This window comes from Vibrio renipiscarius, from assembly GCF_000827885.1.
In the GTDB taxonomy this organism is placed as follows: Bacteria; Pseudomonadota; Gammaproteobacteria; order Enterobacterales; family Vibrionaceae; genus Vibrio; species Vibrio renipiscarius.
Map to the genome: position 1 here is coordinate 1 of NZ_JTKH01000001.1, position 15,640 is coordinate 15,640.

The window sequence follows — 15,640 nt, forward strand, 5'->3', positions numbered from 1 at the left end:
TCATACACGCGGCATGGCTGCATCAGGCTTGCGCCCATTGTGCAATATTCCCCACTGCTGCCTCCCGTAGGAGTCTGGACCGTGTCTCAGTTCCAGTGTGGCTGATCATCCTCTCAGACCAGCTAGGGATCGTCGCCTTGGTGAGCCATTACCTCACCAACTAGCTAATCCCACCTGGGCTAATCTTAACGCGAGAGGCCCGAAGGTCCCCCTCTTTGGCCCGTAGGCATCATGCGGTATTAGCTATCGTTTCCAATAGTTATCCCCCACGTTAAGGCATATTCCCAGGCATTACTCACCCGTCCGCCGCTCGTCAGCAAAGAAAGCAAGCTTTCTTCCTGTTACCGCTCGACTTGCATGTGTTAGGCCTGCCGCCAGCGTTCAATCTGAGCCATGATCAAACTCTTCAATTTAAGATTTTGTCGGCTCAATGAATACTGACTTCAAAACTGTTCTTACTCGAAAGTAAGAAGTAATTTTAAAGCTATTACCATTCCAACAGAATGGTAATGAATTGACTGTGCCAAATAACTACAAGTAGCTATTTGTATTGGTCACTCAGTTCATTGAACCCAATTGTGTTTCCGGAGAAACAGTCGTTACCGCTCTTTATAAAAAGGAGCAGAACAACTTATTGGATTATCATCAACGAGTGCCCACACAGATTGATAGGTTTATATTTTTAAAGAGCGTCGCTTCGGAGAAGTTATCTCGAAGCGGGAGGTGAATTCTAACGAGTTAATTGAAAGAGTCAAACACTTTTCCAAATTAATTTTCTCGGCATCTTCTACCTCTCCAACAATCGCTGAAGCCTTGCGGCGTCTGCCCTGTCAGTGGATGCGCATTATAGGCACGTTAGTTTTATTGGCAAGCATAAAATGAATTTTTTCTTATAAAAAGTGCTTAATTGCGCAATCATTGTACGAACCACCACGAGCACCTTAGATACCCCCACCTTACCCACCGCTTAACCACAAAATTCTGTTGATAAGTTAAATTTGTTCTTTGGTAAAACATAAGCCCCGAGAACTAAAATTAAGCCGCCGTTTAAATTTCAAAGCATTTAGGCGCTAAAACTGGCCGCCCTCTTATCTATTACTTCCCTTATAGAGAGGTAATAGATAAGAGGGCGAATTGAACACGTCAACGTCCATCTTCTAAAGGATTTGTGAATCGGCACGAACGTCTATCTATATAGATAACGCTTATCCAAGTGTGTTTGATGCATTCATACAAATACTGCCGTCATTCATCACTTAACCAGATCACAATGCAGCATCCAGCGAATACCGAACTTATCTTGCACCTTACCAAATCTTGCTCCCCAAAAAGTATCCGCTAACGGCACCATTACCGCACCATCGCAAGAGAGCTTATCGAACAGCCGTTCTTGGAGATCAAGATCATCTAGCACGAGCGACAACGCAATAGTATTGCCTGATACATCGCTGACCACCATGCCATCGGATAACATTAACTTCATGCCAAACGCTTCAAACTCGGCATGCATAATCCAATTGGGATCGGCGCCTTCAACAGATTGCGGTGCATCGCGAAAATATTGCTTGGTCAATACAACACCACTAAAGCAGCGCTGATAAAACTCAAGCGCTTCTTCACAGCGTCCTGAAAAGCATAGATAGGGGGTTAATTGATACATCGCGATTCTCCAAACTCATTGCTTTAGTTAAAGAATAGCGAACTGTGAGCTTATGTAATTAGAACTTTAGTCCTATTAAAGCGGATAGCGGCGTAGCAATTCATCCAATTGCATCTCCATTTTTCAAGATACTGCGACTTATTACTTATACGCTTGTGGGCCAATTGAGAAAGCGGAAGAGAGTTCAAGTGTATTTTCTGCCTCTAACACTGGCGAAGAGGCATAGTACCCATCCACCTGCTTGATAATCCACTCACTGACATAGAGCAATGGTATAAAAAGGGAGATTCGCTCGGCTTCAATGACCGTTCCATCCGCAAGTTGAATCCCCTCGGCCATTGCCGATATAACTCCCACGAGCTCTGAGTTAGCATTATAGACTCCCCCACCACTCATTCCTGATTGTACTGGCGCATCAGAAATGCTCGCGGGACATCTCTCGAAGAGTTCGTGGCCTTGCAGATAGACATCACGATAATATCGCCCCTCGCCAATTAACGTACGACCAAATGCATTTCGCCCTACCGTTATGAGTATTTGTTCTGAATGAATAATACCAAGCTTAGAAAGTGATTTATCGTGATTATCTTGCTCAATAAGCGCTAAGTCACAATCTGGGTGATAAGCAATCACTTTGCTGTAATCTAGAATCGCTACATGCTTCGCCGTTAAGCTTACCTCTCTCGTTAAAGGCACGCTCGTCCCATGCCCTCCCAAAAGAAAAGGGATACCAACCGGCAAATAGCTCACGTGATGATTATGGTCATCGGAATAACTTAATGACCCATTAGAGCTGATACACCCTTGAGTAAAGGCGATAACAGTCAGTAACAAAGCTGATGGGATATGCATCATAAGAGATATTCTCATTCGCAAGCCATAACAAAAACATAGCTAATGATATAAATATCAACAAGAGGCCGTTACGTATAAATTTAGAATGAGATCGCCCATCGGCAGGCCACAACGCCTTTTGGTACGCCGATGGGGAATTGCATTGAAGCAGATATAGAAGATCATCAAACCATTCAGATCGAGAATATTTTTGACCAAATACAACAAAGCCCCAACTTACGTTGAGGCCTTGCCATTTAATATCGAAAGTTAGCTTGGACCGTCATAGCAACAACATTTTAAAACCAATGAGTATCAAAACAATACCACCTAACAATTCCGCCTTACTCTCCAACCAAGTTCCACTTTTTTTGCCGACAAACACACCAAGCCAGCTAAAACAAAATGTGCACACGCCAATAATAAGACAAGCAAGTAAGGGATTGACATCAAGTATGGTTAAAGTAAAACCTGCCGCCATCGCATCAACACTGGTTGCGATGGCCAGCATTAGCATCACTCTATGGGTAATAATGGCGATGTCTTCTTCAATCCCCTCAGAGAAAGACTCATAAATCATTTTCCCACCGATCAGCACTAGCAATATAAACGCGATCCAAGGAGCATAGGATGCGACCCAACCTAAAACCCCTTTACCTGCCATATACCCCATTAAAGGCATTAGCGCCTGAAAAATACCAAAATATATCGCCGCAATAAAAGCGAGTGAAGTGGTGTTTTGATTGTTTTTAGAGCCTAAACCAATTGAAACAGCGAAAGCATCCATGCAGAGTGCTAATGCCAAAATGAACACTTCTATCATTTCTAATAACTCCGAGTTTATTTGCTATCACTCCTGTGACATCCAAACAGAGAACAAATATGGTTTCGTTACCGTGATATTGTGCAGTCCAGCGAGCACTGCCAAAACCGCCGCTCACTATAGCGCATTTCTAAAAAACAAAAAAAAGGCAAACGCATAGGACGCTTGCCTTTCACCTTTTGATCCCACAGATATTCAGCTATTGATCAAACGAAACTCTGTTAACGTCAAAATAGCGTTCTCGAGAACACCGATGCCCAAAATGCTGTACCCATAGAAATTCGGCACGATAGACTCTCGAAGATTGATAATCTCTTTATCTGAGTTTTTCCCCATAATGAGTCGATCAGATATTTTTTTCAACATACTGCGAGTTTCACTATCGAGCGGACCTAATGTCTCACTGAAGCCAGAAACCGACTGATACAAGCGACTAAACTCCCCGCCTAAATTGGCTTCAAGATAGTAGGTAACTGACGGAGAATCATTCACTCGAACATCATTAACACTTAAATGGTTAAATGGCACTTCGAGCAAAGCGTTACCGCCAGAATGCTCGCTAGTATTAGGCTTAAACCCTTGTTTAGGGAACACGAGGAATGCCACAATCGCATTATCTTGTGTTACTGCGGACAAAATAAAACGTTTGTCACTGTAGTACTCAATCGAGCGCCCATCTACATCCTCTTTAATGTAAACCGGCGCGCCAAAGTGCTCTTCAAGTACGGCTTTAGATGAACGTATATAGATGTGTTCTAGCTTATTGTGGGAAGGAATGTCGGTAAACTGTGACAAGGTAAAGTTAGACATTTTTTCCACCGCATCCCATGAATCATTGATTCCACCCAATGCGATAACAACGATAGATACAAACGTAATCGTCTTGGCCCACTTCTCACGAACTTTATCGCGAATGTTATTTTGCGAATTAGACATCGCTTGAGCCACTTCAGAGTCTGCCATCTGGTTAATACCTTTAAATATTTTTAACGTTCCACACCTTTCATGTGGCGTGAAACACTTACAACGTGATTAAAACAGCCCGTCATATTCCAAGAGAAAATACTCGCCCGCTCTCAGTGACTGACTATCAGAAAAAATAGACACTGAACGCTATATCAGCGATCAGTGCCATCCAAAAGTGCATCAATACAATGCCAGACTGGCCGTTACTCTAGATAAATACGTTTTGGTTTCAACGTGTGGTAGACGGTCCAAAAGCTGTTGATAGACTTCTTCTGGCGTCATTGTATTAATGATGCCTATCGCGTTATCAAGGTTCATTGCACCATCTGGATTAAACGCTCTACCCACATTTCCAGCTCCCGTGTTGTAAGCGGCAATCATGCAATAGACTCTGCTTTGTTCATCTTTGATCTTACTGAGATAATTATCTTGCAAAATCCGCAAATAAACAGTGCCCGCCTCAACATTGATTTCAGGTACAAACAGGTCTTCCGGCGTCATCGGCGCATCAATCTTTCTAACTCGACGATTGACATCATGGCCCGCACTAGTGGGAACAATTTGCATTAATCCATAAGCTGGTGCACCCGATACAATCTTTGGCCGAAATGACGACTCGTTATGCATAATGGCCATAATAAGCGCGGTATCGATCCCCCACTTTTCACCCTCTTTGACGGCAAGTGGACGATACTTTGCTGCCGCTGCGCTTAGGTTATTGTCAGGTATTTTGACGGTATAATTGATGACCTTTTTTTCGATCTTTTGTGGTAATGCTTTTTCCGCTACCAAGTCAGAAGTAGGCACAACATCAGCACTTGGATTTACGGCCTTTTTCGCCGTCACAGGTTGTTCGCTTGAGGTTTTAGTCACCGCGTCAACATTAATTCCAAGTTGCTCGCGCTTCGCGGCAAATTGAGCGCTAATCGCCGCGACGCGTAAAGTAGCAGACTGGATCAATGCCATTTTTTTATCTTGAGCTCGTTGATAAATAAAATCAGCCGGAGCCCCTGTATTCGCCGCAATCAAACGATCGGCTTGTACATCTAATTGACGCAGTTGTGTTTGAACCTGATCAACGACAAACTGTTTTTCTTTTTTCTCTTGATCTATCGAGTAATCAACGAGTACCTCTTTCTTTTGTGCATGCTTGAGAGAGATCGTCTGCCCATCAATTTTAAATTGTTGGATTGGTTTTAGACCGTTCTCTTGTTGATCGGCATCGACAAGCACCGAGACAACCGCGGTATTGTTTTGGTAATCGATAACCTTTTTAATATCACCATCGTACTCCACGGTTCTGGTGGCATTCGATACCTCACCAGAACCCCACTTATCAATGAGCACTGAACGTTCTTTGTCTAACTCCGTCGTGTAATCGACGCGCCACGCTTCATATTGTGAAAAGTATTGATCTAGCCACTGATGGAACTCGGCAATTTTTTGTTGTTGTGGTGTATTGGCTTTATTGATCGCATTTCTAAGATCATCAAATGCATCTTCAGCACTCGATACATTCGAAAAGACGAGTGCGACTGTTGTCGCCAGTAATGAAATATTTTTTCTGAGCATGACTAACCCCTAGCCCGATAAAAAACGAGGCTGTCCAATGACAACCTCGTAATGATTAACCTCAAAACATCTGGGTTAATTCTATTATTGCTGCTTCATACTTTCTAAAGCTTGTTGAAGATCTTTGGCCGCTTGTTCATTATTGAATGTATCCCAAAGCTTCGAATCATTGTTTAATGCATCTACAGCCGTTGTTATATTGGCGTTATAAGTCGCTTGATCCATACCAAGCAATAGGTAGACACCACCTTTAGGACTTACCATGCTCATTTGGATTCGCGCGCCGTTTAAAGTCTGAGACACAACGTTTTCTGTTACGTCTTCAAACGTTTCAATCACCGACTCCAGCGCTTCATCATCAACACCACTGGTTACTGATGAATCAATCAGTTGAGTAAATTTATTGCCAACTTGAGTCTTTAACTGAGTTGCCAAAATCACTTGAGCATTCGCCAATGCCACCTTTTTCATCATCCCCATACCCGCGGCACTTTTCTTAGCGTAGCCCGTCGCTGAAATAGCTAGGTCAGTTGGAGTAATATCACAAACCCAACCTGGTGCGTCGTCAGATGGTGAATCAGGAAACGAACAAGACACAAAATTTTGGCTTTGCTCAATAGTTTGATTATTTGAACACGCAGATAAAAGAAGCGCTAAACTTGCCGCTATAAGAGTTTTATTGATCACTGCTAATCCTCGAAATTTTAGTTAGTTAAAGTACAAGCAATGTCGTACCAGTTACATTTCGGAACAAAGCGTGCGTGGTCACCTTTTTTCACTTGTTCGCCAATCTCATCATCAACATCGACCCAAGAGTGTTTCGTACCGACGGCATTGATCTCATTGTCAATCACGTAGCCTTCACCCAGCGGGTAAATTTCTAACTCACCTTCATCTGATTTAAAGATTTGCGAGATAATAATTGGTGAATTAGGCTGGATATTCTTGTTCTTACCCATCGAAATCTTTAGCTGCATGCCTTCATCACATTGACGCATCTCCATTACGGTTGCTGACGGTGCCAACACCTTTTGTAGAGCCAAGCTTTGCTCAATTGAACTTTGAGCAGCCTCAATCGCCATACCAATGTACGAACCTTGAGTCACTGGACAATCTGAATCATTCGTTTCTGTTTTTGAAGTATCTGTGCCCTCAAGCTCAATACGTTGAATCAAACGCATCTCAGGAAGTGATACCACTTTTAGCGTTGTCTTCACTTCCGTTCTGAAATCACAGTGGGCCGGTATTACTTTGGTTTCACCTTTTTTGTTCTTGTAAGTATCTCGTTCGGTGAAACTGTAAAATAGATTACTCGCGGTAACTTCTGACATTATAGCGATGTCAGCAATTGGTACTCCGTTGGTGTTGTAACGACCACTCTGCTCAGCAAGCTTGATTTCATTTTTTAGTTTGCTCGCCAATTTACGGTCAATCAGTTCACTACCAGACTGGGTAACTGTTGACTCAATATCGTTCAAAATCACAGCTTGTAGACGTTGTTTCGCTGAATCTTTAAAGGCAATATCAACCGGCAGCACAATCACTTTGACGTCTTCTGAGTTTTTAGATTGCACATCGGCAATATCAAGATCCACACGAGAATTTGGATTACACACCACTGAACTTGGGGCACACCCTGACAATACCGATACCAATGCTGCTGCCACTAACGTTTTATTTAACACGACATAACTCCATAACATTTATTATTTATAATTATTTAAAGCCTAACGACGACCAGATGCCCATCTCTTCAATTTGTCGTCCAAAGTGACGTTCAGCCCCTTCATGAGACAACGTAAAGTTAGACATAGAATTGGCTGTCGAAATTATTTCATTGCTTGCTAATGTCTTGCCTGCGCGGCTTTTCAACGTTAGCTGCGTCAATTTGGTCGTGATATACGCCTCACCGACACGATTGCGACGATAGTCTGCGTCCATGACTAGTTGGTGCGTAACTGCATTCGACCAGCGTTGGGTCGTATTAATCTCTTCTGGATTAAAGCTTTGCACCACTAGATCGGCACTTTTCACATCATTGGCATCTGATTTGATATAGATAAGTAAGCCTGATTTCGCCACGGAAACCGCGCTTGTCACCTTATCTACCGAAGAAGAAAATGGGCGTTTTTGTCCCATTGAATCGAGAATGGCAAGACGAAGGTAGTATTCCGCGAGTACCGCGGAGTAATCTTTATTGGCTAACCACCAAGTGAGTTTGTCTTGATATTGGTATTCATTGAGCAAGCGAGTTGCATTCTGCTCTATTTGATCGAGTTCATTATTGAGTTGTAGCTTAACAGCATCGCGCTTAACTCGAACCTGCGCATAATAAGTGCGCTCGTGTTTATCGGTATTTAGAAATTCAGCTCCGGAGAGAACCAAACGCGCTGACTCAACATTCATTCGGTTTCGGATCGTTTCACGATTAAATGTCGTCTCACCATGAGCTCGGTACTCGACGCTTTGCATAAAGTTGGAGTCAACTTGTGTCCAAAGCTGTTCATTCACTTGGGTTAGCGCAGATTTTTGGGCTGAACTTAAACCAAACCCTTCTCCGACCGCATAAATATATTGAGGATCATGATTCATTTCACCCAAGTACCAATCGGGTACCGAGGTGGATTGACAGCCAGAAATAGCGAGCGTAAAAAGCAACAACGATGTTTTAATGTTCATAACAATCATCCATAAGATTCAGTAAGGTAAATGCTCACTAGATTGTCACTTTTACAAAGAAAATAATGGCAACCGCATAATTAATGGATAATTATCTTAAAATACAAACAATTCACAACATTAACCACACCACTAAATGTCATGGCGATGTGTCATGTTTGATAAGTTTGCGTCAAATCACATATTTGTGATCTTAATTCCATAATTAAAAACAAAAAACTCCAACATGGTTATCCAACATCTTTCACAAAAAAAACATAACACTTTGTATTTTAAAAAATGATTAAAATACAACTTGGCGCCAACGGCATAAATCGATGCTCATTGTGCCGCCATCTGCGAACAAAAATCTTGTTCATCCTGGTCTCTTCTCGAGTTACCTACCCAAGCCCCAGATACAACAAAGCCCCGACTTTCATCGAGGCTTTATTTTTATATGACACCATTTAATAGACTGACCGTGACAGGGCAAATACACCTAAATGTGTCCGATTTGATTTTCTAAATTCCAGATACAACAAAGCCCCGACTTTCGTCGAGGCTTTGTCATTTAAATATGGTACCGGTAGGCGGACTTGAACCGCCACGCCCGAAGGCAACGGATTTTGAATCCGTCGTGTATACCAATTTCACCATACCGGCATCTTGAGGCTATCGCCTTTCGATGGTTGGCATTATACGTAACAACACGCGTCGTGCAAGCGTAAAAAGCTGAATCACCAACTGTTTGATGATAATTTAGCCATAAAACACCAACCTGTGCGTAAGGTCTCTTTTCACAAGCGTTTTGAAACATTATCCTGACGCCTATTTTACAGCTTGAGAACCCGTTATGAGTAACCATCAGCCACTTCCACCAGCAGGATTAATGCGACGCTTAGGCGCGCTGTTTTATGATAGCTTAATTATTCTCGCGATTGAGATGATGGCAGCCGGTGTTGTAGTCGCAGCACTACAAGCCTTAATGGCGCTAAACCTAATAACGATGGCACCCTACACGGATATTGGTGACTTTCTATCAAATAGCCCGATTTGGAGTCCCCTCTTTACCTTCTATCTTGCTGCTGTGTGGGTCTACTTTTTTGTTTTCTTCTGGACTCGAGCAGGACAGACGCTCGGTATGCGCGCTTGGAAAATTCAACTGCGTAATTTAGATGGCGGACGTATCACCGTCACTCAGGCACTAATTCGCTTGGCGACATCAGGATTTGGCCTAGCCAACCTCGCGGTACCGCTTGATCCTAAAAAACGCGCATTCCATGACATTTGGGCAAAAACCCAAGTCGTCGTCCTGCCAAAAGTACAATAACCGTCGACAAAGATTATCGAACCGAAATCCCAAACGAAAAAGGAAGGCGCGATGCCTTCCTTTTGTCTTTATTGCCGATTTTCTACGCCGCTGCGGCTGATACTGATTAATCTACGCGTAACTCATTCAGCATCTCAGCAGGAAGAGCAAGATCATCATTTTTATTAACAGAAATGCCAGCGGCAATGATCGCCTGAGCGATCAACTTGGCCTCTTCTAGCGAGTGCATCGCCGCAGTACCACATTGATACTCATTGAGCTCTGGGATCTTATTTTGGCTTTCCACCGTTAATACGTCCGCCATCGCGGCAAGCCATGCGGTAGCGACTTGCTGTTCATCTGGCGTGCCAATCAAACTCATGTAAAAACCCGTGCGACATCCCATTGGTGAAATATCAATAATTTCCACAGAATCACTGTTAAGGTGATTACGCATAAAACCCGCGTATAGGTGCTCAAGCGTATGAATACCTTTCTCGGATAAAATGTCTTTATTTGGCGCGGTAAAACGCAAATCAAAGACTGTAATCGTATCGCCTTTTGGCGTTGTCATGGTTTTCGCTACACGCACCGCTGGTGCATGCATGCGAGTATGATCGACTGTAAAGCTGTCTAGTAGTGGCATCATCCCTCTCCTGCTGATTAGAAAAACCAGCTTCTGTTATTTTCCAACTCTTGGCGGCACTGTTTAAGTTGCCAGCCGTAATCCTTTGCTTGTTGCTCCACTCGTCGAGCGACTTTAATTAATGACGGCTTACGTTGGTAGGTTTTGCGTTTATACCCACCGCGACCTTCATGATAGGCGAGATATTGGTTATACGGATCCCATTTAGAAATCCCTAACTGCTTTTGGGTTTCACTGGTATACCAACCGATAAACATCAAAGCATCATCAAAGTTCGTGCGTGAACCGCCGTGCCCAGTTGCTTTTTGAAAATCTTCCCACGCAGGATCTTGCGCCTGTGCATAACCATAAGCACTGCTCACTCGCCCCCATGGTATGAAGCCTAATAGATAATCTTTTGGTGGTCTTGCATCATGACGAAAGCTGCTTTCTTGCTTTACAAAAGCCAAGGCAATATTAATGGGGGTTCCCCACTCTTCTTGCATATCAACCGCGTCATCATACCAACTCGGGTTTTCACGAAAAATTGAACAGATATTACTTTGATTGGCCGGCGGTGGCGTGGCGCAACCGGCAATGCCCGTTACGCCAATCAATAACGCCAATTTGAGAGTCCTTTCTTTGAACATAATGATTACTTTAAGTAGGCGAAGTAGTCTTCAAGAAATTCATCAAAAGCCTGTGTATCTGACGCCTCTAGCGCTGACTGAGCTTCACGAGAACGAACAACTTCTTGTTCCATTGTGTCTTGATTATAAAAACGGTATTGGTGCGCTAAGTGTTTCTCACGATACTTTTTACCCAAATCACAACCCAACCCACCAAGACCACCAAGGCGTTTGGTTTCTTCCAATATTTGGCCTGAAATCGTCAACTCTGGGTTATCAATCCAAGTGAGCAATTTTTCACACACTGCTTGGTACTCGTTCCCCCCCAGAGCTTTATCCATCTCAACAGCCAGTTGAGATAATTCAGCAAAAACGCGTTTCGCCCATTCTTGTAACGTGAGCGTTTCACCCTTACAGCCGATTTGCAGTTCAAGACCGACCTTACGACCTTCGACAATCACCTTGTTCCAGTTTTCACGCCAGCACGCTTGCTCACAAAAATCCATCGGATCGGAATCCGTCAAGGCTCCCCAAGCAAGGAATAAATCGAGGAAACGAATTTGATCTTTATCCAGCCCCACAGAGCTGTAAGGATTCACATCGAGCGAGCGCACTTCGATGTATTCAACGCCGCCTCGCGTCAATGCTTCTGATGGTTTTTCACCGTCATTGGCGACACGCTTAGGACGGATTGGCGCGTATAGCTCATTCTCAATTTGCAGTACGTTACTGTTTAACTGGCGGTATTCTCCAGCGACTTTAACGCCAATTTCAGCAAACTCCGCCGAAGGGGTGCGAATCGCACTGTTTAACCCATCTAAATATTGTTCAATGCTATTAAAGCCGATTTTCAACACGCTTTGTGCATTGTTGGTATAACCTAGATCGCTTAGGCGCAACGAAGTGGCCTGCGGCAAAAAGAGTGTTTTACCGATATTTTCAAAGGGTAAATCGGTCTCTCGTCCCTTAAGGAACGAAGGACAAATTGCCGGTGAAGCGCCAAAGAAGAATGGAATTAACCAGCCAAAGCGGTAGTAATTACGAATAAGCGCAAAATAGCCATCTGAGCGAGTGGCCTGACGCGCCGCTTCATCTTGCTCACCGTACAATCCATCCCAGAAAGATTCTGGGAATGAAAAATTATAGTGCACACCAGAAATGATCTGCATGAGACTGCCATAACGACGTTTTAGGCCTTCACGGTATAAAGTCTTCATTTGCCCTGAATTTGATGAGCCATATTGCGCAAGGTTAATATCGTCCTCATCGTCAACATAGCAAGGCATCGATAACGGCCACATTTTTTCATCACCCAACTTTGTTTGGGTAAAATGGTGAATATCTTCTAACTGCGCTACGAGCGTATCAATATCACGTGAAACTGGGGTAATAAACTCGAGTAGCGACTCAGAGAAGTCGGTCGTAATCCATTTGTTTGCGTAAGCAGAACCCAATTCCTCTGGGTGCTGAGTAGTCGAAAGCTTGCCATCCTGCTTATAACGTAGGGTTTCTCTTTCCACGCCACGGCCAAAGGTTTTAAACACTTCAGCATTACGGGATACTCGCTCTAATCGCGCAGCAAAATCTGTCAAAATGGGATCGCCTATATTCATTGTTCTCGCGTTAACATGAGAACTGGCTTAAATAATTCGATAACGCGACATTAACTGCCGCGCTACGTATCCACTCTTTATGTGTCCTCTAACGGACAATTTCAAGCTCTTTGATCGGAATCTGTAACGATTCCAGTTGAGGCTTTAAGCGGTTTGCATCACCGACAACGATAATTTGATAGTCACTCGGATTAAACCATTTCGCCGCTAATGCATTTAAAACGGTTTTGTCCACGCTCTCTACAATGTTATTACGCTGCTGCAGATAATCGTCATCCAAACTGTAGGATAAAATGCTACCGAGTAGCTGTGTTTTCTGTGATGGTGTTTCGTATTTTAGCGCATCTTGTTGGCCTACCGCTAAGCGTAAAAATGCCATCTCCTGCGCAGTCATACCCGACTCACTGAAATGCGTTAACTCTTTTTGCATCTCTTCTATCGAAGCGACGGTGGCATCAGCGCGAACTTGCGCAGAGAAGACTAACGCACCCACTTCACGATTTGATGCAAAATAGCCGCTCGCTCCATAAGTGTAGCCTTTGTCTTCACGTAAGTTTTGGTTCAAACGGCTATTAAAGTTGCCTGCCAAGTTAAAGTTTGCCAATTGCGTTAGGAACACCTCACCCGTTGCATCAAACGGTAAACCCTGACGGACCATTCGTACAATGCTTTGTGGCGCTCCAGGCTTATCCACTAAATAAATCGTTTGCCCTTTAAGTGGCTGAATTGACTCCGCTCGTATCATGGGTGCGGGTTCACCATGCCAGTCATTCACAAAACTCAATTGTTCTGTCAGCGCTTTTTCTCTCATATCACCGACGGCTACTACTTGCGTGCCCTCTGGGGTGTATTGCTTCTGATAGAACTGCTTCACATCGTCTAAGGTCAAAGACTGAATCGACGCTTCGGTACCATCACTCGCACGCTGGTAAATTGAACCACCAAATAACACTTGTCGCGTCGCCTGAGAGGCTAACCAATTCGGTTTTTGATGTTGATAAACTAAGCCTTCTAGCATCTGTTTCTTTAAGCGGTCAAAGTCTGCTTGGTTGAAGCGAGGGTTTGATAGCACATCCTCTACAATCGCCAATGTTTGAGGTAAGAATTTCTCTAAGCTCGACACGGAAATCGTGGTGGTGTAGTTCCCTGCATTAATCGACATTTGACTGCCCATGCTATCTAATCGCGCTTGCAGCTCTTCCAGCGTTGAATCGACCGTACCTTCTTGCAACATGGCCGCCGTCAGGTTCGCTAGGCCTTCTTTGCCTTCGGGCACATAACGCTCACCCGCAGGGAAGCGAATATCCATCTGCATCGTCGGCGTTTCATTCGTCACTGTACCGAGTAATTCCACCCCATTATCAAAATAAACGCGGTATAGCGCGGGCATTTGTGCCTTAACTGGCTCCGCAACTTTAGGCATGACGGTACGATCAAAATCATCGCTCGCTCGGCGGTAACTTAGATCACTTTCCGTCACCTTTTGGTAGTCGGGAAGCTGGCGTTCCGGCGTGATGAAGCTAGCGGGTACCACGGCAAAATCCAACTTGCCTTTTGGAACCACACTTAAGGTCACATTATGATGCCCATTCACGTATTGCTTATAAGCCGCCATCACTGACTCAGGGGTGACCATGCGAATGTTGGCCAACTGCGACTGCAAACGATCGGGTTGGCCATAAAAAGTTTCATTGGCTGCCAGTTGACTCACTTTGCCTTTGACACTTTGCAATGCAAACACCGCATCCGCTTCAGCCATGCCATTAATTTGATCTAAACGGCTCTTGCTGATGCCCTGCGACTCAAACTGTTCAAGTACCTGCATGACCTCTTCATACAAAGGCTGCAACTGACCTTTTGAGCCTGATGGTGCCATCGCATACACGTAGAAGTTACAAGAGAGCTCAGCACAATCTTGGAAGGCTCCGGCATCAACGGCTTTTTGTGTTTTCACTAACTGTTGATAAAGCAATGAGTTCGCGCCACTTCCCAGCGCCGATGCTAACGCATTAAGCGCCATTTCATCTTCATGGCCTTTATACTGAGTGGGCCAACCAATCAACACCATCGGCTGTTGGATATTGTCTTCTAATGTAATGTATTTATCTTGTTTTAATTGCGCAGGTTGCTTCGCTGCACTCTCAACCGCGGGACCCACTGGAATTGAGCCAAAGTACTTATCAACCCACGCCAGCGTCTGCTTAACGTCAATATCACCACCAATGGTTAATACGGCGTTGTTAGGCCCATACCAACGCAAAAAGAACGCTTTGAGATCGTTAACGTCTACGCGATCCAAATCTTCGACGTAACCAATGGTTTGCCATGAGTAAGGGTGGCCTTCCTCATACATTGCTTCACCCATTCTTTCCCACATCAAACCATACGGGCGATTATCGTAGTTCTGGGCTCGTTCGTTTTTAACGGTATCTCGCTGAATTTCAAATTTGCGCTGTGAGACTGCATCAAGCAAAAATCCCATGCGGTCTGACTCTAACCACAACATTTTTTCCAGTTGATTGGCCGGTACCGTTTCAAAATAATTGGTTCGATCGCGGTTGGTCGTGCCGTTTAGGCTGCCACCGGCTTCCGTGATCAATCGAAAATGCTCTTGATCACCCACATGCTCACTGCCTTGGAACATCATATGCTCAAAGAAGTGAGCAAAACCTGATTTACCGATCGCTTCACGGGCTGAGCCCACATGATAAGTGACGTCAACATGGACCAGAGGGTCGGAATGATCCGGCGTTAAGATCACGGTGAGACCATTATCGAGGGTGTACTTACTGTATGGAATTGTTGCTTTACCCGCAACAGCATCGACCTCTTCCACCAAAGTCACGCCTTGTGGTAATGAAGAGAAAAACGGCATGGAATAATCGATATTGGAGGTGCAACCAGCTATCGTGGCAAGAGAAAATGCACCAAGTAAAAATTTCTTCATCGTC

At 44.1% G+C, this 15,640-nt stretch carries 13 protein-coding genes, 1 tRNA gene and 1 rRNA gene; 1 reads left to right on the forward strand and 14 read right to left on the reverse strand.

The genetic code is table 11. From position 1 onward, the window contains the following. The 10 genes from OJ16_RS00005 to OJ16_RS00050 form a co-directional block, all read right to left on the reverse strand. A 16S ribosomal RNA gene (locus OJ16_RS00005) occupies positions 1-413 on the reverse strand; the annotation flags it as partial. Positions 414-1,252: 839 nt separating this feature from the next. Continuing rightward, positions 1,253-1,660 carry a VOC family protein gene (locus OJ16_RS00010; protein WP_040985933.1) on the reverse strand — a complete coding sequence of 136 codons (408 nt, stop codon included), beginning with the start codon at positions 1,658-1,660 and terminating at the stop codon, positions 1,253-1,255. A 141-nt stretch (positions 1,661-1,801) separates the two neighbouring features. Further along, complete coding sequence (locus OJ16_RS00015) at positions 1,802-2,530, reverse strand: serine protease family protein (protein ID WP_152613800.1); 729 nt, start codon at positions 2,528-2,530, stop codon at positions 1,802-1,804. A 247-nt stretch (positions 2,531-2,777) separates the two neighbouring features. Further along, the gene (locus tag OJ16_RS00020; protein WP_040985935.1) at positions 2,778-3,317 is read right to left on the reverse strand and encodes a manganese efflux pump MntP; all 540 of its coding nucleotides are present in this window, start codon (positions 3,315-3,317) and stop codon (positions 2,778-2,780) included. Positions 3,318-3,512: 195 nt separating this feature from the next. Next, on the reverse strand, positions 3,513-4,280 hold the full coding sequence (locus tag OJ16_RS00025; RefSeq protein ID WP_152613801.1) for an ETEC_3214 domain-containing protein: 768 nt from the start codon (positions 4,278-4,280) through the stop codon (positions 3,513-3,515). Positions 4,281-4,463: 183 nt separating this feature from the next. Then, positions 4,464-5,855, reverse strand: a complete 1,392-nt coding sequence (locus OJ16_RS00030; protein ID WP_040985937.1) for a transglycosylase SLT domain-containing protein — start codon at positions 5,853-5,855, stop codon at positions 4,464-4,466. A gap of 84 nt (positions 5,856-5,939) precedes the next feature. Continuing rightward, complete coding sequence (locus tag OJ16_RS00035; RefSeq protein WP_040986264.1) at positions 5,940-6,539, reverse strand: LPP20 family lipoprotein; 600 nt, start codon at positions 6,537-6,539, stop codon at positions 5,940-5,942. Between the two features lie 20 nt (positions 6,540-6,559). Beyond that, complete coding sequence (locus OJ16_RS00040) at positions 6,560-7,540, reverse strand: hypothetical protein (RefSeq protein WP_152613802.1); 981 nt, start codon at positions 7,538-7,540, stop codon at positions 6,560-6,562. 31 nt (positions 7,541-7,571) lie between these two features. Then, positions 7,572-8,534 carry an LPP20 family lipoprotein gene (locus OJ16_RS00045; RefSeq protein ID WP_040985941.1) on the reverse strand — a complete coding sequence of 321 codons (963 nt, stop codon included), beginning with the start codon at positions 8,532-8,534 and terminating at the stop codon, positions 7,572-7,574. A 557-nt stretch (positions 8,535-9,091) separates the two neighbouring features. Then, positions 9,092-9,176: transfer RNA gene (locus OJ16_RS00050), tRNA-Leu, on the reverse strand. Between the two features lie 190 nt (positions 9,177-9,366). Here OJ16_RS00050 and OJ16_RS00055 point away from each other — a divergent pair. Further along, positions 9,367-9,843 (forward strand): RDD family protein, encoded by a 477-nt coding sequence (locus tag OJ16_RS00055; RefSeq protein ID WP_040985942.1) that lies wholly within the window; start codon positions 9,367-9,369, stop codon positions 9,841-9,843. A 106-nt stretch (positions 9,844-9,949) separates the two neighbouring features. On the opposite strand, the gene luxS is transcribed toward OJ16_RS00055, so the two are convergent. The 4 genes from luxS to OJ16_RS00075 form a co-directional block, all read right to left on the reverse strand. After that, a complete protein-coding gene (gene luxS / locus OJ16_RS00060) occupies positions 9,950-10,468 on the reverse strand; it encodes an S-ribosylhomocysteine lyase (protein ID WP_040985944.1) in 519 nt (172 codons plus the stop codon). A gap of 17 nt (positions 10,469-10,485) precedes the next feature. Beyond that, the gene (locus tag OJ16_RS00065; RefSeq protein ID WP_040985946.1) at positions 10,486-11,097 is read right to left on the reverse strand and encodes a transglycosylase SLT domain-containing protein; all 612 of its coding nucleotides are present in this window, start codon (positions 11,095-11,097) and stop codon (positions 10,486-10,488) included. Between the two features lie 5 nt (positions 11,098-11,102). After that, positions 11,103-12,668 (reverse strand): glutamate--cysteine ligase, encoded by a 1,566-nt coding sequence (gshA, locus tag OJ16_RS00070; RefSeq protein WP_040986266.1) that lies wholly within the window; start codon positions 12,666-12,668, stop codon positions 11,103-11,105. A gap of 109 nt (positions 12,669-12,777) precedes the next feature. Continuing rightward, entirely contained in the window at positions 12,778-15,636 is a 2,859-nt protein-coding gene (locus OJ16_RS00075; RefSeq protein WP_040985948.1) for a M16 family metallopeptidase, read from the reverse strand. Positions 15,637-15,640 lie beyond the last annotated feature (4 nt).

Bases quoted from the DNA above. Each gene is read 5' to 3' on its own strand.
- OJ16_RS00010 (WP_040985933.1), bottom strand. From the start codon at position 1,660: ATGTATCAATTAACCCCCTATCTATGCTTTTCAGGACGCTGTGAAGAA.
- OJ16_RS00015 (WP_152613800.1), bottom strand. From the start codon at position 2,530: ATGAGAATATCTCTTATGATGCATATCCCATCAGCTTTGTTACTGACT.
- OJ16_RS00020 (WP_040985935.1), bottom strand. From the start codon at position 3,317: ATGATAGAAGTGTTCATTTTGGCATTAGCACTCTGCATGGATGCTTTC.
- OJ16_RS00025 (WP_152613801.1), bottom strand. From the start codon at position 4,280: ATGGCAGACTCTGAAGTGGCTCAAGCGATGTCTAATTCGCAAAATAAC.
- OJ16_RS00030 (WP_040985937.1), bottom strand. From the start codon at position 5,855: ATGCTCAGAAAAAATATTTCATTACTGGCGACAACAGTCGCACTCGTC.
- OJ16_RS00045 (WP_040985941.1), bottom strand. From the start codon at position 8,534: ATGAACATTAAAACATCGTTGTTGCTTTTTACGCTCGCTATTTCTGGC.
- OJ16_RS00055 (WP_040985942.1), top strand. From the start codon at position 9,367: ATGAGTAACCATCAGCCACTTCCACCAGCAGGATTAATGCGACGCTTA.
- luxS (WP_040985944.1), bottom strand. From the start codon at position 10,468: ATGCCACTACTAGACAGCTTTACAGTCGATCATACTCGCATGCATGCA.
- OJ16_RS00065 (WP_040985946.1), bottom strand. From the start codon at position 11,097: ATGTTCAAAGAAAGGACTCTCAAATTGGCGTTATTGATTGGCGTAACG.
- OJ16_RS00075 (WP_040985948.1), bottom strand. From the start codon at position 15,636: ATGAAGAAATTTTTACTTGGTGCATTTTCTCTTGCCACGATAGCTGGT.